This is a genomic window from Chryseomicrobium aureum, from assembly GCF_016909155.1.
GTDB lineage: Bacteria > Bacillota > Bacilli > Bacillales_A > Planococcaceae > Chryseomicrobium > Chryseomicrobium aureum.
In genome coordinates this window covers 41,399-61,528 of the sequence record NZ_JAFBFG010000017.1, presented here as the reverse complement: position 1 = coordinate 61,528, position 20,130 = coordinate 41,399, and the positions used below count along the sequence as shown (strand labels likewise).

The 20,130-nt window shown below is 39.6% G+C and carries 20 protein-coding genes and 1 rRNA gene; all 21 read left to right on the top strand.

The window, feature by feature from the left end; translation table 11 throughout:
* Positions 1-93: ribosomal RNA gene (rrf, locus tag JOD03_RS11125) — 5S ribosomal RNA — on the top strand; the annotation flags it as partial.
* Positions 94-340: 247 nt separating this feature from the next.
* Positions 341-1,369, top strand: a complete 1,029-nt coding sequence (locus JOD03_RS11120) for a LacI family DNA-binding transcriptional regulator (protein WP_204591121.1) — start codon at positions 341-343, stop codon at positions 1,367-1,369.
* Positions 1,362-2,036 carry an RraA family protein gene (locus JOD03_RS11115; RefSeq protein ID WP_204591119.1) on the top strand — a complete coding sequence of 225 codons (675 nt, stop codon included), beginning with the start codon at positions 1,362-1,364 and terminating at the stop codon, positions 2,034-2,036. Before JOD03_RS11120 ends, JOD03_RS11115 begins: the two co-directional genes overlap by 8 nt.
* Complete coding sequence (locus JOD03_RS11110) at positions 2,036-3,130, top strand: Ldh family oxidoreductase (protein WP_204591117.1); 1,095 nt, start codon at positions 2,036-2,038, stop codon at positions 3,128-3,130. The genes JOD03_RS11115 and JOD03_RS11110 overlap by 1 nt, the downstream gene beginning before the upstream one ends.
* Positions 3,117-4,277, top strand: coding sequence for an iron-containing alcohol dehydrogenase (locus tag JOD03_RS11105; RefSeq protein WP_204591115.1), 1,161 nt, complete (start codon positions 3,117-3,119; stop codon positions 4,275-4,277). The genes JOD03_RS11110 and JOD03_RS11105 overlap by 14 nt, the downstream gene beginning before the upstream one ends.
* A 29-nt stretch (positions 4,278-4,306) precedes the next feature.
* On the top strand, positions 4,307-5,800 hold the full coding sequence (locus JOD03_RS11100; protein ID WP_338032471.1) for an aldehyde dehydrogenase family protein: 1,494 nt from the start codon (positions 4,307-4,309) through the stop codon (positions 5,798-5,800).
* Positions 5,801-5,848: 48 nt separating this feature from the next.
* Positions 5,849-6,889, top strand: a complete 1,041-nt coding sequence (locus tag JOD03_RS11095) for a TRAP transporter substrate-binding protein (protein ID WP_204591113.1) — start codon at positions 5,849-5,851, stop codon at positions 6,887-6,889.
* A gap of 102 nt (positions 6,890-6,991) precedes the next feature.
* Entirely contained in the window at positions 6,992-7,504 is a 513-nt protein-coding gene (locus JOD03_RS11090) for a TRAP transporter small permease (RefSeq protein ID WP_204591111.1), read from the top strand.
* On the top strand, positions 7,482-8,798 hold the full coding sequence (locus tag JOD03_RS11085; RefSeq protein WP_204591109.1) for a TRAP transporter large permease: 1,317 nt from the start codon (positions 7,482-7,484) through the stop codon (positions 8,796-8,798). Before JOD03_RS11090 ends, JOD03_RS11085 begins: the two co-directional genes overlap by 23 nt.
* Positions 8,799-8,810: 12 nt before the next feature.
* Entirely contained in the window at positions 8,811-9,977 is a 1,167-nt protein-coding gene (locus JOD03_RS11080; protein ID WP_204591108.1) for a glycerate kinase, read from the top strand.
* Positions 9,967-10,929: a 2-hydroxyacid dehydrogenase gene (locus JOD03_RS11075; RefSeq protein ID WP_204591106.1), complete on the top strand. Its 963-nt coding sequence runs from the start codon at positions 9,967-9,969 to the stop codon at positions 10,927-10,929. Before JOD03_RS11080 ends, JOD03_RS11075 begins: the two co-directional genes overlap by 11 nt.
* Positions 10,930-12,261: 1,332 nt before the next feature.
* A complete protein-coding gene (locus JOD03_RS11070; protein WP_204591104.1) occupies positions 12,262-13,038 on the top strand; it encodes a transporter substrate-binding domain-containing protein in 777 nt (258 codons plus the stop codon).
* A 118-nt stretch (positions 13,039-13,156) separates the two neighbouring features.
* Positions 13,157-13,780, top strand: coding sequence for an amino acid ABC transporter permease (locus tag JOD03_RS11065; RefSeq protein ID WP_204591129.1), 624 nt, complete (start codon positions 13,157-13,159; stop codon positions 13,778-13,780).
* Positions 13,777-14,505 (top strand): amino acid ABC transporter ATP-binding protein, encoded by a 729-nt coding sequence (locus tag JOD03_RS11060; protein WP_275580386.1) that lies wholly within the window; start codon positions 13,777-13,779, stop codon positions 14,503-14,505. The genes JOD03_RS11065 and JOD03_RS11060 overlap by 4 nt, the downstream gene beginning before the upstream one ends.
* Positions 14,506-14,804: 299 nt before the next feature.
* Entirely contained in the window at positions 14,805-15,227 is a 423-nt protein-coding gene (locus tag JOD03_RS11055; protein WP_204591102.1) for a MarR family winged helix-turn-helix transcriptional regulator, read from the top strand.
* A 40-nt stretch (positions 15,228-15,267) separates the two neighbouring features.
* Positions 15,268-16,686 carry an aminotransferase class I/II-fold pyridoxal phosphate-dependent enzyme gene (locus JOD03_RS11050; RefSeq protein WP_338032470.1) on the top strand — a complete coding sequence of 473 codons (1,419 nt, stop codon included), beginning with the start codon at positions 15,268-15,270 and terminating at the stop codon, positions 16,684-16,686.
* A 1-nt stretch (position 16,687) separates the two neighbouring features.
* On the top strand, positions 16,688-17,323 hold the full coding sequence (gene tmk / locus JOD03_RS11045; RefSeq protein WP_204591098.1) for a dTMP kinase: 636 nt from the start codon (positions 16,688-16,690) through the stop codon (positions 17,321-17,323).
* Between the two features lie 20 nt (positions 17,324-17,343).
* A complete protein-coding gene (locus tag JOD03_RS11040) occupies positions 17,344-17,673 on the top strand; it encodes a cyclic-di-AMP receptor (protein WP_094941883.1) in 330 nt (109 codons plus the stop codon).
* A gap of 226 nt (positions 17,674-17,899) precedes the next feature.
* Positions 17,900-18,901: a DNA polymerase III subunit delta' gene (gene holB / locus JOD03_RS11035; protein ID WP_204591096.1), complete on the top strand. Its 1,002-nt coding sequence runs from the start codon at positions 17,900-17,902 to the stop codon at positions 18,899-18,901.
* A complete protein-coding gene (locus JOD03_RS11030) occupies positions 18,894-19,697 on the top strand; it encodes a PSP1 domain-containing protein (protein ID WP_204591094.1) in 804 nt (267 codons plus the stop codon). Before holB ends, JOD03_RS11030 begins: the two co-directional genes overlap by 8 nt.
* Positions 19,698-19,722: 25 nt before the next feature.
* Positions 19,723-20,073, top strand: a complete 351-nt coding sequence (gene yabA / locus JOD03_RS11025; protein ID WP_338032469.1) for a DNA replication initiation control protein YabA — start codon at positions 19,723-19,725, stop codon at positions 20,071-20,073.
* The last annotated feature ends 57 nt before the right edge of the window (positions 20,074-20,130 follow it).

The following is a 20,130-nucleotide window of genomic DNA, read 5'->3' as shown; positions in this document are numbered from 1 at the left end:
CACACCCGTTCCCATACCGAACACGGAAGTTAAGCTCTTCAGCGCCGATGGTAGTTGGGGGTCTCCCCCTGTGAGAGTAGGACGTCGCTGGGCAATCCAAGAAGTCATCCCGAGAGGGATGGCTTTTTTTGTGCTTGTTTTAGAAACCTCACCCAATTACCACATATAGGCCCATTATTACCTGCATAATAAATAAATAATTTTATGAATCGTTAGATTATTGTTGTATTAATTTTTATTTTCTGATATTATCCTTTTTAGAAACCGTTTTAGGAAACCGGTTTCCTAAAACGGTTTCCTAATAAGAATATTAAATATTTTTTTGAGATGAGGTAATCCAATGAAGATTACTATTGCAGATGTAGCAAAAAAGGCCGGGGTTTCAAAGTCTACTGTTTCTAGAATACTAAATGGTAACTATGAACAAAACACCCAAAAAACTATTGATAAAGTTTTGAAAGTAATTGAAGAAATGGATTTTCAACCAAATGCACTTGCGAAAGGATTAAAGTCTAATAAAACAAATATTATTGGTATAGTCCTATCGAATTTAAAAAATCCCTTTTGGGCAAGCGTACTAGAAGGAGTAGAAGATGAATGTAGAAGTAGCGGATTCAATTTAATGATTTGTAACTCCAATGAAAACCCAAGTGTAGAAAGAGATCATATTAAATCTTTTCAATTAAAACAAGTAGAAGGAATTATCATCAATACAACACTTGGCAACGAAGACATTTATAAAGATTTTACTGAAAAAAATTTCCCATTTGTAACAATCAACAGAAAAATTCCTAATACCGAAGTTAATGGTGTTTTTATGGATAATATTGAAGGAGCAAAAATAGCTGTACAACATTTTATTGATAATGGATTAAGAGAAATCGCTATATTTATTTATCCTACTGAAGGCGTCAGTCCAAGAGAGGAGAGGTTAGAAGGTTATAGACAAGCTTTACAAGATAATTCGTTGGTAGTTAAAGAAGAATTAATAAAAATTGTGGGTGAAAATAAAGAGATTGTAAAAAAAGAAGTAAAAAATTTACTAAATTCACATCAGAAAGTAGAAGCGATATTTTCTACAAACAATATTTTAACTCTTTACGTTATGGAGGCTATTAGAGAACTAGGCCTTAAAGTTCCACAAGACATAGCTTTAATTGGTTACGATGAAACTGTATGGTCTATGCATTTAAATCCTCCCTTAACGACTGTTTATCAACCTGCATATAAAATGGGGGAACTTGCTGCCAAAAAAGTTATTGAGCTCATTAATAATAAGGAACAAAAAATTCCTACTGAACAAATTTCATTATTGCCAAATTTAATAGTAAGACAATCAAGTATACAAAGGAGTCAATTAAATGAGTAATTTAGGATTTAGAGTATTGGAACGTAAATCTAACATCGATAAAAATATTGTAAGGGCTTACAAAGATGTGGTAACTCCACATATAAGTGACAACTTAAATCGTCTGTTTGCTGGAGGGAGTAAACTACGCCCTTATCATAAAGAGGGGAAATTATTAGGGGTGGCTATTACTGTCCGCACCAGACCTGGTGATAACTTAATGATTCATAAAGCATTGGATATGGCCGAACCCGGAGATGTATTGGTAGTAGATGCAGGAGGAGATAAGACAAATGCAGTGTTTGGTGAAATTATGTTGCGTCTCGCTTTGAAAAAAGGAATCACCGGTGTAGTTATCAACGGTGCCATTAGAGATGTAAATGCATTTTCACAAAGTAGTTTTCCAATCTATGCTTGCGGTGTAACTCATAGGGGGCCTTATAAAGATGGACCAGGAGAAATAAATGTACCAATTCAATTAGATGGAATGGTAGTTAATCCTGGAGATTTAGTTGTAGGTGACGAAGACGGGATAGTAACTATACCTAATCAGCTTGTTGAAGAAGTATTGGAGAAGGCAAATAAACAAGCAGCATTGGAAGTAGAAATTATCAAAAGTATCGAGGAAGGCACTATCGATAGAAGTTGGATTGACAAAACATTAGAAGAGAAAGGCTGTGAATTCTGATGGAATCACCGCTAAGGTTTGATTGGGAAAAGCTCCAGAATTTTTGTGAGATGCTCTTTATTAGAACTGGTGTAAATCCAGAAATCTCTAGAATCGTCTCAGATTCTTTAGTGCAAGCTGATCTAAGAGGGATTGAATCTCATGGAGTCGTAAGAACTTTAATCTACCATCAAAGAGTAGAGTCTCAAATGATAAATCACACTAAAGAAGTTGAGGTTATACAGGAAGACGACGCTACGTTATTAATTGATGGAAATAATAATTTTGGTGCCTATATTGGAACACAAGCTCTAAACCGAGCAATAGATAAAGCTCGTAAAAGAGGTGTTGCAATTGCTGGAGTAAAAGGGTCAAACCATTTTGGTACAGGTGCTTTTTATGCATTAAAAGCTATCGAACAAGATATGATTTTATTGGTTTTATCTAATGCTTCACAAACAATGCCACCAAGTGGCGGTATACGGCCATTCATTGGAACTAACCCTTTAGCAATCGGTGTTCCTGCAGGCACTCAATTGCCCTTTTTGTTAGATATGGCTACTAGTGTAGTAGCGCGGGGGAAAATTATTGTTGCTGCACAAAAAGGGGAAGATATTCCTCCAGGCTGGGCTATCGATAAATATGGAAATCCAACTACAGATGCAAATTTAGCATTAGAAGGGGCAGTTTTACCCGTTGGTGGTCCAAAAGGATATGCGATCTCAATGTTTATTGATATTTTATCTGGAGTTCTAACAGGTGCAGGATTTGGTAAGTATGTTAACAACATGTACGAAAATTGGGAAGAGCCACAGAATGTTGGGCACTTTTTTTTAGTAATTGATATTAATAAATTTATGCCTATTGATAGTTTTAAAACTCGTATGGATACTTACATAAGTGAACTTAAAGGAGAGCCTACAGCCCCAGGAGTAGAGGAGATAATGATTCCCGGGGAAATTGAGTTCAAACGTGCTCTTGATAGGAAAGAAAACGGTATCGAACTTCCTATAAATGTAGTAAAAGATTTGTATAAGCTTGGGCAACGCTATGATTTAGATTTATATACTGCACTTTTAAATTCAAAGGAGGTTGATTTGCATGTTAGTGAGTAATAAATTTAGGTACGAAACTCCAACAAAAATTGAATTTGGAATAGGGGCAATTGAAAACCTTCCAAAGTTCCTTAATGAATTGGGTGGTACAAATGTATTGATTGTTGGAGATCCCGGTGTGTTGCAAGCGGGTATCGTAGACCAGGTAATAAATCCTATTAAGAATTCCAATTTTCCATTTACTGTGTTCACAGATGTTGGAACTGAAGCAAGTATTGAATCCGTAGATTTAGGGATTAAGATGGCAAAAGAAAATAGTTGTGACCTTGTAATTGGCGTCGGGGGAGGAAGTGCCTTAGATACTGCAAAAGCAATAGGACTTATGATTACTCATCCAGGTAATATCCGCGATTATATCGGTATGGATAAAGTAAATAGTTCAGGTGCACCTGTAATTGCAGTCCCAACCACTGCAGGCACAGGTAGTGAAATAACAAGATTTGCTGTTTTATCAGATAAGCAAGCAAAAGCAAAATTAAGTATTGGGAGTATGTATATTTGTCCTACATTGGCTGTATGCGACCCTAACCTTACTATTTCTTTACCTCCTCATATTACAGCAGCAACAGGTATGGATGCATTAACACATGCTCTAGAGTCTTATGTTAATAAGGCTACCCAGCCAATTTCTGAAGCTCTATCAATTCAATCAATGAAACTGATATCTAGAAGTTTGGTGATAGCTGTTAAACAAGGTGAAAACATAGACGCGAGAGCCGACATGTTGATGGCGAGTACGATCGCAGCAATGGCTTTTAATTCCACCAGACTCGGCCTTGCCCATGCTTTAGCAATTCCATTAGGAGCTCATTTCAAAATTCCTCATGGAGTTGTTAACGCCATGTTATTGCCGAGTGTTATGAAATTTAATCTTGTTGGTAATATTGATAAATTTATTGAAGTTGCAAAGATATTCGGAGAGAACTTAGACGGTCTATCTAAGAGAGACGCAGCCGAGCGTTCTGTAAAAGTCATAAGAAGGCTCAATGAAGATATTGGTATTCATTATAAGCTTTCGGATTATGGAGTTGAGGAAAAGCATCTTGAAATGATTGCTCAGGAAGCTATGGAATCTGGGAATGTTCCAATAAATCCGGTGAAGCCGACTATTGAAGATTTAAAAAATCTATGTCGTGAAGTGTTGTAAGCGCTTTAAACATATAAGGAGGAAATAATGTGACTAAGAATGAATCCAAAATGCTTGCTTGGTTAAAAAATCACGCAGGTGAAAACTATGGAAACTTTATCAATGGACAATGGTCAAATTCATTAAGTAAAGAAACATATCCCATTTTCGCAGTAGCCAACCAAGAATTACTTCTAGGTAATTTTCCGAAATCAAATGAAGCAGATGTAGAAAATGCAGTATTGAGTGCGCAAAAAGCTTTTAATACTTGGTCAAAGACTGAGGCATCCACTAGATCAGAAATTCTATATAAATTTGCGAATCTATTGGAAAAAAATGTTGAAGAACTTTCGTTTATGCTCTCAGCAGAACAAGGGAAAATTTTAAATGAGTCAAAGGGTGAGATATATCGTGCTGTAAAAGAGGTACGCTTCTGTGCAGGAGAAGCCCTCCGTGCTCAAGGTCTGACACTACCGAGTGAGAAAAGTAAGATGTGGACCTCAACAATAAGAAAACCAATTGGCGTAATAGCAGCAATTGCACCTTGGAATTTCCCTGCAGTTACTCCTATTAGAAAAATTGCACCAGCACTAGCATATGGATGCACGGTTGTTTATAAACCAGCTTCTATAACTCCATGGACTTCGGTAAAAATCATGGATTTATTAAAACAAGCTGGGCTACCCGATGGTGTAGTTAATATGGTTATTGGATCAGGGAGTCAGGTCGGAGAACCGCTAATAAATCATAAATTGGTTAAGGGCATCAGTTTCACAGGTTCCACCGAAATGGGCCAACATATAAATGTCGTTGCAGCTAAACGACTTATAAAAACACAGTTAGAGTTAGGTGGTAAAAACCCTGCAATAGTGCTTGAGGCAGACAACGTCTCAAATATTGCAAATCAGATAGTGAGTGCTGCTTTTAATACTAGCGGACAGCGATGTACTTCAATAAGTAGAGTAATTGTTTTAGAGAACATTAAAGAACAATTAGTTGAAGAAATAATTCGAGAGATGAAAAAAATTAAAGTAGGTCCTGCGTGGGATGAGACAGCCACAATGGGTCCTCTAGTAAATGTTGAACACTTAGAAAGTATTCAAAAGTATATTGAGATTGGTAAAAAAGAAGGAGCTAGATTGTTATACGGAGGTGAGGTCTTATCAGATGGTTTCTATTCTGAGGGACCGTACATGAACCCAGCTGTATTTGATCAAGTGACTTCCGATATGAGAATAGCAAGAGAAGAAATATTTGGACCTGTTCTTTCAATAATTGAAGTTCCTACAATTTCAGATGCTTTAGAAATAGCGAACGACAGTGAATATGGATTAGCATCATCCGTATTTTCAAGTAACTTATCTATTGCATGCGAATATGCAGAAGGATTAGAAGTCGGTATGGTCCATATCAATCATGGCACTGCAAGTGCAGCCCATGTACCGTTCGGTGGAGCTAAAAATTCTGGATTTGGAGCATTTTCAATAGGATATTCTAATTTGGAATTTTTCACAGAATTAAAGGCAGTTTATGTTCAGTTTTAAAAGGTAAGAAATTTCCTTTTAAATAAAAATTAATAAGGGGTGGAGAAATTGAAAAAAGTATTATTTTTATTTCTTTGTTTGGTGGGAATAGTTGTCTTTGCTGTAGGATGTTCATCTAATGAAACGTCCAACCAGTCAACTAATAATCAAGGAAACGATGGTCAATCTAATGATACCAATGAGGAAGCAGTAGTATTAAAATTGGGCCATGTTTGGCCAAATTCAGAAATTCATGCACAATCTGCTGAAAAATTTGCTGAAGAGGTAGAAGAATTATCAGACGGTAAATTGAAAATCGAAATATATGGTGACAGTGCTCTAGGGGCAGACAAAGATTTATTAGAGGGACTTAAAATTGGCACAGCAGATATCTGGGCAGGTGGAGCAGGTGTACTTTCGGGAGCTTCTGATACGGCAAATATCTTTACAGTTCCATTCTTATTTGATACACAAGAGCATTTCGATAAAGTCTATGATGGTGAAGTAGGACAAGAAATTTCAGATAAAATTGCTGAAGAATCAGGATATAAAGTAATCTCTTATTGGACACGAGGAGCGCGTTGGTTAACCGTTGACAAGGAAGTGCATACTCCTGAAGACATGGCTGGCTTAAAGATTCGTGTGCCTGATAGTCCTGTATTTGTAAAATCATTTGAGCAACTGGGAGCAGCTCCTACTCCTATGGCATTCGGCGAAGTTTTCACTTCACTTCAACAAGGGGTAATTGATGGTCAAGAAAATCCACTTTCTTTGATTTACAACTCTAAATTTAATGAGGTAGTGGACTATCTAGTTAAAACAGAACATGTCCGTGAACCGATTGCGGTAGCAATTAGTCAAGAAAAGTTCGATTCTTTAAGTCCCGATCTACAAGAGGTATTATTAACAGCTGCCTCTGGAGAAGCAAAGAAATTTGCTTATGATGAGGTGACTCAAGGAGATACTGAATATTTACAGAACCTGCAAGATGCAGGAATGACTTTAATTGAACCAGACATTAGTGCTTTCCAAGCAAAACTAGAAGGTTTTGTTGAAGAAAATTTCCCTGAGATTACTGATATTTATGAAACTATTAGAAATGCAAAATAATAAGATAATAAAAGGGGCTTGCCCCTTCATTATCTTATGCGAAGGCTATATATTACCTATAGCCTTCGCATAAGATAAAAAGTTTTACGAGGGGGAACGGGAATGAAAAATTTCGTGAGAGTCACAGACAAAATAAATCAAATAATATTTAACTTTTTAGCAGTATTATTTGGTGTTGTAGCATTGCTTACACTATATCAAGTCTTTGCTAGATATATCTTAAATTCACCATTAACGTGGTCTGAAGAAATAATTAGGAGCTTAATGGTATGGATAGTCTTACTAGGCACCGCTATAGCTTTAAGAAAAGGATTATTGATTTCAGTTGAGACGGTTTTACATATTGTTCCCAAAGGAATAAAACTAATTCTTAATACCATTATTATCATATTAAATATTATCTATATGTTTTTATTACTCAAATATGGAATTGAAATTATGCAATCTTTACACGGTCAAACCTCAGGTGCTTTAGATTTACCTGTTAACCTGTCATATGCTGCTATTCCAGCAGGAGCTCTCTATTCATTAATTAATTGTTTAGTTGTAATTATCGAATTGATTTCTAAAGATTCTAAAGGAGACGATACCCATGATAGGCCTATTATTTCTTAGTTTACTAGTTTTATTTTTTCTGGGCTTTCCAGTAGCTTTTGCCATGGGCTTATCGTCAATGATTACAATGGTTAATGATGGAATTTCTGTCCAGGTTGCAGTGCAACGAATATTTTCAACTTTAAACTCTTTCCCCTTAATGGCAATACCATTCTTTATACTAGCAGGCAGTTTAATGGAGTATAGTGGTATCTCTCAAAGATTAGTTAACTTTGCGTATTCTTTAGTAGGAAAGATAACCGGTGGATTAGCTTTAGTTTCGGTAGTTACTGCCATGTTTTTTGCGGCAATATCAGGATCAAGTGCTGCTACAGTAGCTGCCGTTGGTAGTATTCTTATACCATCTATGATAAAGCGTGGCTTTCCTAAACCGTTCTCTACTTCGGTGCAGGCCGTATCGGGTGAGCTTGGTGTAATCATACCTCCATCGATTCCTATGATTATCTTTGCTCTTTCAGCTGGAGCATCTATTTCCATCGGAGAATTATTTATGGCAGGAGTAGGACCGGGAATACTGATTGCATTCTCTTTAATGGTTACGATATATTTCATTTCGAAATACAAGGGGTATGGGAATTCGAACCTTGATCCATTATCTGATCAAGCCATAGAAGAAGCTGAATTGATGAGTACAAGTGGAAGAATTAAAGCTTTTAGGAGTGCTATTTTGCCCCTTCTAATGCCCATAATAATTTTAGGGGGTATATACGGAGGTATATTTACTCCTACTGAAGCTGCGGCTGTAGCAGTAGGTTATGCTCTATTTATAGGCCTAGTCATTTACAGAACTTTAAGTATTAAAAACCTAATGGAAGTCTTGCGCAGTTCAGTATTATCAACCTCTATCATTATGTTTATTATCGGTAATGCTGGTTTATTTGGTTGGGTATTAACAGCAAAAAGAGTTCCAGATTTAGTAGCAGAGTGGTTCTTATCAGTTTCTACTAGCGCAGTGGTCTTTTTAATATTAGTAAATTTACTTTTACTACTCGTTGGCATGTTTTTAGAAACTGGTGCTGCTATTGTAATTATGGCTCCTATATTAACCCCAGTAGCAATTCAATTTGGTGTTGATCCAGTGCATTTTGGAATAATTATGATAGTTAATTTGGCTGTAGGAATGGTTACTCCACCTATCGGTGTTAACCTTTTCGTAGCTTGCCAGGTGGCGAATTTAAGGCTTGAACAAATAATAAAGCCTCTTCTACCTTTTTATCTAGTCTTATTAATAGATATTATTCTTATATCTTATTTGCCAGCCATCTCTCTATGGCTACCAAATATTTTAAAGTGAGTGGGTGACAAAGTGAATATTATTATAGCCCCAGATTCATTTAAAGGCTCGGCTTCAGCAATAAATATAACAAAGAAAATCTCGGAAGGAGTAACTCGGGTATATCCTTATGCTTGTATTAAAGAAATTCCATTAGCCGACGGAGGTGAAGGAACTTTAGAAAATATGGTTTATTCAACCAGAGGCAAGACAATTTCCGTCGAAGTTCATGATCCCTTAATGCGAAAGATAAGGGCAGATTATGGAATACTAGGTGATCAAGAGACAGTAATTATCGAAATGGCTCAAGCCTCAGGACTAACACTATTATCAGAAGAAGAAAAAAATCCTTTACTGACTAGTACGTTTGGAACAGGTGAGTTAATTAGACACGCTTTAGATAAGGGCTACAAAAAATTTGTCATCGGTTTAGGTGGCAGTGCGACAAATGATGGAGGCATGGGATTACTCAAAGCTTTAGGGGTCAAATTTTATAATTCTAAGGGAATCGAACTTGGTGATGGTGGGGAAAGCTTAATTAATCTTTCGCATTACGATAGTAGTGGTTTAGATAATAGATTACTGGATTGTTCTTTTATTATAGCTTGTGATGTTACCAATAAATTATGTGGCCCAAATGGAGCTAGTGAAGTTTTTGGTCCTCAAAAAGGTGCTAGCCTTGCAGATATACAAATTCTTGACCTTGCATTAAATAGATATGCTGAGGTTGTAGAAAAACAACAAGGAATTAACGTAAAAGAACTTACAGGTGGTGGAGCTGCTGGAGGACTTGGAGCAGCACTTATGGCATTTCTTAATGCTTCTGTTAAATCAGGTATTAAAGTAGTAATGGAATATTTAAACTTTGAAGAAGTAGTTAAAAATTCAGATCTTATAATTACGGGTGAAGGAAGATTGGATGCACAAACGTTAGGGGGTAAAGTAATCAAAGGAGTAAGTGATATTGGGAAAAAATACAATATCCCAGTGATTGCATTGTGTGGTGAAGTAGAATTAAAACCTTCAAAATTTGATGAATTAGGGCTTCTATCGGCCTTTTCTATTCTTCCAGGCCCATGTTCTTTAAATGACGCCATATTAAATACATTAAAATGGATACCATATAAAACTGAAGCGGTACTCAGGGTCTTAAAATATGTCATCATACCACCGGTTAGGAGAAATCACAATGAAACCTAAAGTATTGATAACGAGAAAATTACCAGAAGGAATAATAAAAAAAATTAGTGAAGTATGTACAGTTGAGTTATGGGATGAAGAAGAAACACCTATACCACAAGAAGAACTAGCAGAAAAAATGATCAATGTGGATGGTGTGCTGTGCTTACTCACAGAAAATATTGATAAAAAATTAATTGATGGCTCGCCTAAATTGAAAGTAATTAGTAATATGGCGGTAGGTTATAATAACATTGATATTGAGGCAGCTAAGAAAAAAGGAATCATAGTTACTAACACACCCGATGTTCTAACAGAGACAACAGCTGATTTGACTTTTGCTCTGCTTATGGCGACTTCAAGAAGGTTGATTGAAGCATCTACATATTTACGTAATGGTGAATGGAAGACTTGGTCACCATTACAATTAGCAGGTCAAGATATATACAATTCTACCTTGGGTATAATAGGAATGGGCAGAATTGGAGAGGCTATTGCGAAACGAGCTCTTGGATTCAATATGAACATTGTATATTATAATAGATCACGTAAATTAGATATGGAGCAATCTTTGAATGTTCAATATAGTGAACTGGATGATTTGTTGAAAGAATCCGACTTCATTGTAGTGATGACCCCTTATACACCTCAGACTACAAACCTTATTTCTGAAAGAGAGTTTAAATTAATGAAAAAAAGCGCAATACTTATCAACACGTCAAGAGGAGGCATTGTTGATGAGAAAGCTTTGTATGATGCACTAGTTAATAAGGAAATTTATGCAGCAGGATTAGATGTATTTGAAACAGAACCTATAAACCTTAATAATCGCCTACTTACATTGCCTAACTTGGTTGCACTTCCCCACATAGGGAGTTCTAGTATAAATACTAGATACAAGATGGCAAATCTTGCAGCAGAAAACTTAATAGCTGGTGTTTTAGGAAACCGGCCAAAGCATGTAGTGTCATAATTTGATAACATAGAGATTCTATTCAACTCCTGTATAAATATTTTAATGAAGAATAACTATTTGATTTATACAGGAGTATTAATACATATAGATCAAACAATAAATCGATACTTAATTTGGAATTTTATTAAGGATTATACACCTTACTTTTTATATAAAGCCTCTTAAACTACTATCACTCCATTTAATAATCGCATTATTCTCTCTTCAGTAAGTTCCCCAAATAAATCCACGTCGTCTCTTTACGCTCATGCCCGAGAAATCGCATAATATCATAAATTTCAACACCCTAAAGTTGCGAGATGATCGCAAATACGTGTCTTAGAAATTGAGGAGCGATTTGTTTATTTTTATGGACATGTGAAGCCTTCGTAATCTTCTTTTCAAAATACTGACTGAAGTAAGGAGCACTAAAGCGATTTCCCCTACTAGTAGTAAATAGAATGCTCAGCTCGTGACTCGATTGAATCGAAGGCAATCCTCGTGCAGTCCTTTTCTTCTCAATGGATTCATATATTTTTGGACGAAGGGATAGGTCTCTCCGCTTGTTCCTCTTTCTCTATTACTGATAAATAACGCGTATTTGTGATCTTATTCATCTTAATTCCCGACACATAACTTACAAAACTCCTCATTCCAGTCGTCGCAAGTGTCAGTACGATAGAAAGCATCACTGGGTGGGTCTCTAAACAGTAATATGACAAAAGATTAACCTAAGCCTCAGATAGTGAACACATTTTAATAGAAGAAACCCATGAGCTACTACTCCCAGAATAGAAAGTTAGGAGGATTTTTCTTTAAAAAGAAATGAAAAAGAACCTTATTGGTTTACAAAAATCGAAGGTTATCGTAGTAGTGGACTGTCATTAATTGATTGGTGTGAGACTGCGGATGTGGCGATTCACATATGAAATATTGATTACGTAAACAGTCGCCAATCACTCAAAATCCGGTCCGGGAGACCGGCTGGGTCTCCTGTGTACTCGAAGAACCGGGGAAAAGACCAGAATCGAAATCGTATATGTGGTTATAAATCATGGCCAATACCTCCTCATTCATGGCCGATGCACGATCGCTCAGGTTAAATACATAAAGTTTCTAAAACAGGTGGCTCCACATCTAGGAGTTATCGAGTTGCGCAGACTTGAAATCCATGCCAAATGCCATCACGGCCATTGAGGTAAAAGACGCCTCCCTATCCACGCTGTCATTTGACAGAATTTCAGGGGGAGCCTGCTCCACATCTAGTGTGAATTCTCTGGCTATTGCTACAATTAGGGTCTAAAGTATGGTATAGTGAAAAACGTAACATAACACAAGGGGGTTCTACACATGAAGAAGAGCAAAATGTTAGCGTTACTCGCAGCACTCGTAGCACTACTACTTATCGTAGCAGCATGTGGGTCAGACGATGCAGGTTCAGGAGATTCTGAAGGAAAAGTGTATCAAGTAGGTATTGATACAACGTATCCACCATTTGAATATGAAGAAGACGGCGAATACAAAGGTATCGATGTTGACTTGATTCGTGCCATCGCTGAAAACCAAGGATTTGAAATTGAACTGAATCCAATGGACTTTGGTGGAATTATTCCAGCAGTACAAGCCGGTCAATTAGACGTGGCGATTGCAGGAATGAGTATTACAGATGAGCGTAAAGAAGTCGTTGATTTCTCAGATCCATACTTTGAAGCTGGTTTAACATTAGTTACAGCTGCTTCAAACAATGAAATCACTAGCCTAGAAGATTTAGAAGGCAAACGTGTAGTTGTAAAAACAGGTACAACGGGTGCTAAATTTGCAGAAGATAACAAAGATGAATATGGGTATGAAATCACGACTTTAGAAGACAGCCCATCTATGTTCCAAGAAGTTTCAAATGGCAATGCAGATGTTCTGATTGAAGACTACCCAGTAATTGCATATGCAATTGCACAAAGTAGCTTAGATCTTCAAATCGTGGGTGAACGTCTGAATGGTGATAACTATGGTATCGCAGTTCTAAAAGGTGAAAATGCAGATCTACTTGAGAAAATCAATGCAGGTCTACAAGAACTTCGTGATAGCGGCGAATATGACGAAATCATCAACACGTATATCACTGAATAACTAATCAAACTGGAAAGGCGCGGCAGTAACCGCGTCTTTTTTGATACAAAGGAGTTGAAGTTAGGTGCAAGACTTTATACCAGCATTAACGGAACTTTATGATAAGATAAAAGCCGCGATGCCTACATTACTTGATGGTCTTCAAGTAACGCTTTATATTTTTGCAGTGGCCATTGTCTTAGGTTTCTTAATTGGTTTAGTGATGGCTCTTTTCCGCCTATCACCAATTAAACCGCTACAGTGGATCTCAAAGATTTTTGTAGATGCAATTCGGGGAACGCCATTTATTGTTCAGTTATTCTTTATCTATTTTGGTTTAAATTCACTGTCATTTATTTCACTTGATAATACATGGGCTGGGATTTTAACCGTGGCTATTAATGCGGGTGCATACTTCGCTGAAATCATCCGTGCAGGGATTCAATCGATTGATAAAGGACAAACAGAGGCAGCTCGCTCATTAGGACTAGATTCCACGCAAAATATGCGTTTCGTTGTACTTCCACAAGCGTTCCGCCGGATGTTACCAACCATTACGAATCAAGCGATTATTTCATTAAAAGATACATCGCTTCTTTCGATCATTGGAGTCGCAGATTTGACGCAACGTGGTCGAGTGGTAGTAAGTGCTACATATGATCCGTTTACAATTTATTTATTACTAGGAATTATGTATTTTGTGATTATTTATCTATTGTCCCTACTCTCTAGCTACTTAGAAAGGAGGTTCGTCTTACGATGAGTATGATTCGTGTCGAAAACTTAAAGAAGTCATTCGGAGACATTGAAGTCTTAAAAGACGTCAGTACAGTGATTGAACCGTCTGAAGTAGTATGTGTGATTGGACCTTCTGGTTCGGGGAAGAGTACGTTCTTACGTTGCTTAAATCGTCTAGAAGAAATCACAGATGGTCATGTGTTTGTAAATGGTCAAGATATTACCGACAATAAGAACAATATTAATAAAATTCGTCAAGACGTAGGTATGGTGTTCCAACAATTCAACCTGTTTCCACATATGACGGTTCTTCAGAATATTACACTCGCACCTGTGAAGTTGAAGAAACTATCACCGGCAGATGCTGAGAAGAAGGCGTTTGCGCTTCTTGACAAAGTCGGTCTACGTGAAAAAGCCAAAGCCTACCCTGGGGAGTTGTCGGGTGGTCAGAAGCAACGTGTGGCTATTGCGCGTGCACTTGCGATGGATCCAAAAATCATGTTATTCGATGAGCCGACATCAGCGCTTGACCCAGAAATGGTAGGAGACGTTTTGGATGTTATGAAGGACTTGGCGAAAGAGGGGATGACGATGGTCGTCGTAACCCATGAGATGGGCTTCGCTGCAGAAGTTGGAGATCGCGTGATTTTTATTGATGGAGGATACATCGTTGAGGAGAATGTGCCAAAAGAGTTGTTTGGCAATCCGCAACATGAGCGTACGAAATCTTTCTTAAGTAAAGTACTATAATAATAGAAGAAAACAAAAAAGACAGTCCGCATTGGACTGTCTTTTTGTCTATTATTGAGCTGTATAGCCACCATCGAAGATCATCGTCTGACCCGTCATTCCTTTTGCTTGCTCAGAAGCAAAGGAGTCAACAAGTCCCTCCAAATAGGGCCCCATATATATGTCAAAAACATTTAATCCTATCATTAGGCTAATTAGGAGTCAATACAAATAGAAGGTGTTGTTATACCTTGATTATTGCGAATTTTTTAGATATCCTATAGGTAAAGTTTTGAAAGCGATTACAGGAGGAATGCGGGATGGCGACAGATAATTTGTATGCGCTTTGGTTTCAAACGAGCAAACAATATCTCCAAAGTGTGACGAGACGAATGGAAGGGTATGGTCTAACGTTGGACAGTTTCCGTGTGTTAGAACTGTTGCAGGGGACTCCTGAGCAAACCTATACAGTGCAACAACTCAGTACGGTACTTGGCATTCCAAGTGGCAGTATAACGAGCGTTACGAATCGTCTATTGAAAAAGGAACTTGTTACGAAACGTCCATGTCCAACAGATCGACGCTGCTCGTTTGTAGAAATCACAAAGCTTGGCAATCGTTTGATCACGAGTCTGTTAGATGAGCATTTTACTTATTTAGAAGAAAACTTTTCGGCATTGACGGATCAAGAAAAAGAACAGTTATACCGGATGCTCAAAAAAATCAATCAATCGCCTTCTTGATGGATGGTATACTGAAAACACATAGAAAAGAGGAATGAAAATGCGGCGACCCCTAGTAGAAAAACTTCAGCAGTTTGTGGAGAAGCAGCCTATGTCGCTGCATGTTCCAGGACATAAAAATGGCTATTTTAGCACGCTGCCAAAAGCATTGCGAGATAGTTTGAGTTATGACGTGACAGAGCTTACAGGACTCGATGATCTGCACGCTCCAGAAGGCGTCATTCAAGAAGCACAAGACCTGTTGTCAACCTTTTACGGAAGTGATGCGAGTTACTTTTTAGTGAACGGGTCCACGGTCGGTAACTTAGCGATGATGCTTGCGGCGACCACCCCTGGAGACCGCGTCCTTATTCAGCGCAATGCGCATAAATCTGTATTTCATGCAGTCGAGCTTGCGCGAGTCCGCCCTATGTTTATCACTCCAGAATGGGATCACCGAACAGAAACTGCTGCGCATGTCTCCTTGCAAGGCATTCAACAGGCTTTTCACGAGTTTCCGGACATTCGGGCGGTGGCTCTGACAACTCCGACCTATTTCGGCGTTGTATCGGACTTACTCGAAATCGTGGAATTTTGTCATACAAAAGGTGTACCAGTACTCGTCGACGAAGCGCACGGAGCTCATTTCCAGGGGTCTGACTACTTTCCAGTATCGGCTCTTGAATGTGGAGCAGATGTTGTCGTTCAGTCCGCTCATAAAAGTTTGCCGGCGATGACAATGGGGTCATTCTTACATAGCAAATCTAAATTTGTAGGGAAAGACCGCTTGGAGCATGCACTCCGTATGTTGCAGTCAAGCAGTCCTTCATATCCCGTGATGGCGTCTCTTGACGATGCCCGTGCGTACCTCGCTTCATTCACAGCCAGGGATTACCATCATTTCATGGATAAGCGCGCATTATTCTTAGATAGTTTACAAGGGATTTCCGGGCTCGATATCGTCGAAGTAGACGATCCATTGAAACTGATGATTCGAATAGGAACGCATGCTGGGCACCAAGTCCGCGATGCGCTCGAACAACAAGGCGTATATGTTGAACTTGCACACGGTCAGCATGTTTTATGGATGTTGCCTCTATTGAAATACGGGGAAGATTACCGGTTTGCGGAGTTGCGAAGCCGCGTGAAGCGCGCTTGTGAGGCGTTGAAGTCTGTGCGTCCACAAGCCCTTCCAGTAGTGACGGCTGTTGCGGCCAATCAGCTGACGAAGCCTGAGGTTGCTCTTGAAGAAGTGCAACGCAGAAACGGAGAATGGATTTCCTATACGAAGGCAATCGGACGCATCGCAAAAGGCGCCATCATCCCGTATCCTCCTGGAATTCCGTTGCTTCTTCCTGGAGAACGGTTTACAGTAAAGACACTTGTGCAGCTAGAAGAATGTTTGATGGGCAAGGCTGCATTTCAAGGAGAACATAGGTTAGCACAACGACAGGTTTATGTACTGGAGGAAACCAATTAAAATGAGTGGATATTTTATTACAATTGAAGGCCCAGATGGCGCAGGAAAGACGACCATCACGAATCGTGTGGCTGAACGTCTGAAAGCAGAAGGTGTCGACGTCATGATGACGCGTGAACCAGGTGGCATTCCAATTGCGGAACAAATACGAGAAGTCTTGCATGATACAAAAAATACAGCAATGGATAGTCGCACAGAGGCACTCTTATACGCAGCGGCACGCCGTCAGCACCTTGTCGAGAAAGTGCGACCAGCCCTTGCAGAAGGAAAAGTTGTCATTTGCGATCGCTTTGTCGATAGTTCTCTTGCATATCAAGGCTATGCACGTGGTTTAGGTGTGGATGAAGTGTGGTCCATCAATCAATTTGCGATTGAGGGCTTTCTTCCCACGCGCACATACTTCTTTGATATCACACCGGAAGAAGGCTTACGAAGAATCGAAGCATCTGACGTGCGGGAAGTAAATCGTCTTGATGAAGAAGGGCTGGCTTTCCATAAAAAAGTGTACGAAGGCTATCAGCATCTTCTCGAAAAATTTTCAGAGCGTATCGTTCGAATTGACGCAGGAAAATCAATAGAAGAGGTCGAAGAAGAGATGTATGCACACATTCGTCGCGACCTAAATATGGTATACTAAAGAAAATGGAGGTGGGTCCTATGAAATTAGTCGTCGCAGTCGTTCAGGATCAGGACAGCAACCGTTTGTCGAATGCCCTGACTAAGGCGAAATTCCGAGCAACTAAGCTTGCGAGTACCGGAGGCTTCTTGCGTTCTGGAAACACAACATTTTTAATTGGAACTGAAGATCATCTTGTACCTACTGTACTTGATTTAATACGAGATAACTGTCGCGCACGTGAACAGATGGTCGCCCCGGTTTCTCCGATGGGTGGCAATGCGGATTCGTATATTCCGTATCCGGTGGAAGTAGAGGTAGGCGGAGCAACTGTGTTCGTCATGCCAATCGAGCATTTCCATCACTTCTAATAAACACGAAGGGCCGTGTGTCGCATAATTTGCGCATGCGGCTTTTTTTAAAACTAGATGTGGAAGACGTTCGCTCAGAAATCGCGTGAAATCCAGGCGCACCAATGGAGGCGCTTTTTGCCTCCGTTGGGGTGAATGGTTTTTGCGTGAATTTCTAACGTCTGCAACTCGATACTAAGAAATGTGGAGCAGGTTCGTCCATATTTAACCGAAGGGAGACTCAGTCATGGACTGGCAAGCAACTCAAGCACCAGAACGTCAGCCGCGTCTGGTCGCCCAAATTACCCGAATGATTCAAAACGATCGACTCAGCCACGCCCTTCTGTTAACCGGCGATCAAGGCACTGGGAAACTGGCGGTCGCCCACTTTATCATTCAATTGACACTTTGCGAAAATGCGCAAAATGTTCCATGTGAAACATGTCGACCATGTCGATTAGTGACATCAGGCAACCATTTGAATGTACATACGATTGAACCAGACGGTCAATTCATCAAGCGGGCGCAAATCGATCAATTGATTCATGAACTTAGCAAGACAGCTCGTGAGTCTAGTCGGAAATTTTATATTGTACATGATGCGCATCGTATGAATGCATCGAGTGCCAATGCGCTTCTAAAATTTCTAGAAGAACCAACAAGTGAAGTCACGGCTATTCTACTGACGAATCAGCCACACGCCCTGCTTCCGACCATTCGCTCGCGCTGTCAGCAGATGACCTTGCAACCTGTTCCTCCTGAGCAGTTGAAAGTGCAGCTGATGGAACAAAATGTTTCAGAAAGCATGGCTTCGACGGTTAGCAAACTTGCTTCTTCTTTAGAGGATGCACTGGCGATGGTAGAGGAAGAGGAGTTTGGACTTGCACGAAAAGGCGTGTTAAAATTAATGGAAGCATTGGAACGTGGAACAGCCCATGCACTTGTACAAGCGCATGAGCACGTCATTCCGCTGCTCAAAGATAAAGAAAAAGCAGAGCGCGTGCTGGATTTACTGCTTTTTGCTTATCGAGATATCGTTGCAAACAAAGCAAATCCCGGCAGCAGCAGTACGTTTCCCGATAAGAGTGCGCTATGGGAGCAAATCGCGATGCGAAGCACGTTTGAGCAACTGACCTACCAGCTAGAGCACATCATGAAAGCCAGACGTCGCCTTCATCAGAATGCGAATCGTACGTTGTTAATGGAGCAGCTAGTTATAGAGCTGCGGGAGGTTAATTCAGTTGTATAAAGTAATCGGTGTCCGCTTCAAGAAAGCGGGTAAAATATATTATTTTGATCCAGGTGACTATGTCTGTGAACTAGATGACTATGTGATTGTCGAAACCGCACGTGGTGTCGAATTTGGAAAGGTTGTTATAGCCGTTCGGGAAGTTGAAGAAAACGATGTCGTTTTACCGCTCCGAAAAGTTGTACGACCAGCGTCTCCAAAAGATCGTTTGCAAGTTGAAGAAAATAAGTCTGAATCCCTACAAGCACTTGCTCTTGGTGATGCCAAGATCCGTGAACGCAAACTAGAGATGAAACTTGTGGATGTCGAATTTACATTTGACCGCAACAAAATTATTTTTTATTTCACTGCAGAAGGCCGTGTCGATTTCCGAGACCTTGTGAAAGATTTGGCCTCTGTATTCCGCACGCGTATTGAACTGCGTCAAATCGGAGTACGAGATGAGGCGAAGATGCTTGGTGGAATTGGGCCATGTGGGCGTATGCTCTGTTGTTCGACATTCCTAGGCGACTTTGAGCCTGTCTCTATCAAGATGGCGAAAGATCAGAACTTGTCATTGAATCCTTCTAAGATTTCAGGACTTTGTGGTCGTTTAATGTGTTGCTTGAAATATGAAAATGATGAGTATGAACAAGCTCGTGCGCTTCTGCCGGACTTAGGGCAGCGCGTGACAACACCTGAAGGGAAAGGGAAGGTTGTCGGCTTGAACATTTTAGAGCGCGTTTTACGCGTTGAACTATACGAAGGGCAGCGTGTCCTGGAGTATTCCCTAGAAGAATTAGTGCAGCATTCGTAACCTGCAGAGATGGATGAGGTGAGTTGTGATGGACCGTAATTTTTTGGAGACGATTGTTGCGTTTGAAGAACAATTAAAGTCCACGCAAGAGCAATTTCGGGCTTTAAAAGAGTTCGTTGCCATAATGATGGAAGAACATCAGACATTGCAGCAAGAGAATCGCCATCTGCGTGAGCGCCTCGATGCGATGCATGCAGAAGAAGCGAAACTACAACAAGAACAAAAGCGACCACCCAAGCGGGATGTCGGAGAAGGCTATGATAACTTGGCTCGCCTCTATCAAGAAGGCTTTCATGTCTGCCATCCTCAATTTGGGAGTCCGCGAAAAGAGCTTGATTGTATGTTCTGTCTCGCATTTTTAAATAAAGATACGTAATGAGGAGCTGATACCGATTGCGGTGTCAGCTTTTTTCGAATGCTAGGAAGAGGTGAA

Coding starts and splice junctions, on each gene's coding strand:
- JOD03_RS11120 (WP_204591121.1), top strand. CDS start 341: ATGAAGATTACTATTGCAGATGTAGCAAAAAAGGCCGGGGTTTCAAAG.
- JOD03_RS11115 (WP_204591119.1), top strand. CDS start 1,362: ATGAGTAATTTAGGATTTAGAGTATTGGAACGTAAATCTAACATCGAT.
- JOD03_RS11110 (WP_204591117.1), top strand. CDS start 2,036: ATGGAATCACCGCTAAGGTTTGATTGGGAAAAGCTCCAGAATTTTTGT.
- JOD03_RS11105 (WP_204591115.1), top strand. CDS start 3,117: ATGTTAGTGAGTAATAAATTTAGGTACGAAACTCCAACAAAAATTGAA.
- JOD03_RS11090 (WP_204591111.1), top strand. CDS start 6,992: ATGAAAAATTTCGTGAGAGTCACAGACAAAATAAATCAAATAATATTT.
- JOD03_RS11085 (WP_204591109.1), top strand. CDS start 7,482: ATGATAGGCCTATTATTTCTTAGTTTACTAGTTTTATTTTTTCTGGGC.
- JOD03_RS11075 (WP_204591106.1), top strand. CDS start 9,967: ATGAAACCTAAAGTATTGATAACGAGAAAATTACCAGAAGGAATAATA.
- JOD03_RS11070 (WP_204591104.1), top strand. CDS start 12,262: ATGAAGAAGAGCAAAATGTTAGCGTTACTCGCAGCACTCGTAGCACTA.
- JOD03_RS11065 (WP_204591129.1), top strand. CDS start 13,157: ATGCCTACATTACTTGATGGTCTTCAAGTAACGCTTTATATTTTTGCA.
- JOD03_RS11060 (WP_275580386.1), top strand. CDS start 13,777: ATGAGTATGATTCGTGTCGAAAACTTAAAGAAGTCATTCGGAGACATT.
- JOD03_RS11055 (WP_204591102.1), top strand. CDS start 14,805: ATGGCGACAGATAATTTGTATGCGCTTTGGTTTCAAACGAGCAAACAA.
- JOD03_RS11050 (WP_338032470.1), top strand. CDS start 15,268: ATGCGGCGACCCCTAGTAGAAAAACTTCAGCAGTTTGTGGAGAAGCAG.
- tmk (WP_204591098.1), top strand. CDS start 16,688: ATGAGTGGATATTTTATTACAATTGAAGGCCCAGATGGCGCAGGAAAG.
- JOD03_RS11040 (WP_094941883.1), top strand. CDS start 17,344: ATGAAATTAGTCGTCGCAGTCGTTCAGGATCAGGACAGCAACCGTTTG.
- holB (WP_204591096.1), top strand. CDS start 17,900: ATGGACTGGCAAGCAACTCAAGCACCAGAACGTCAGCCGCGTCTGGTC.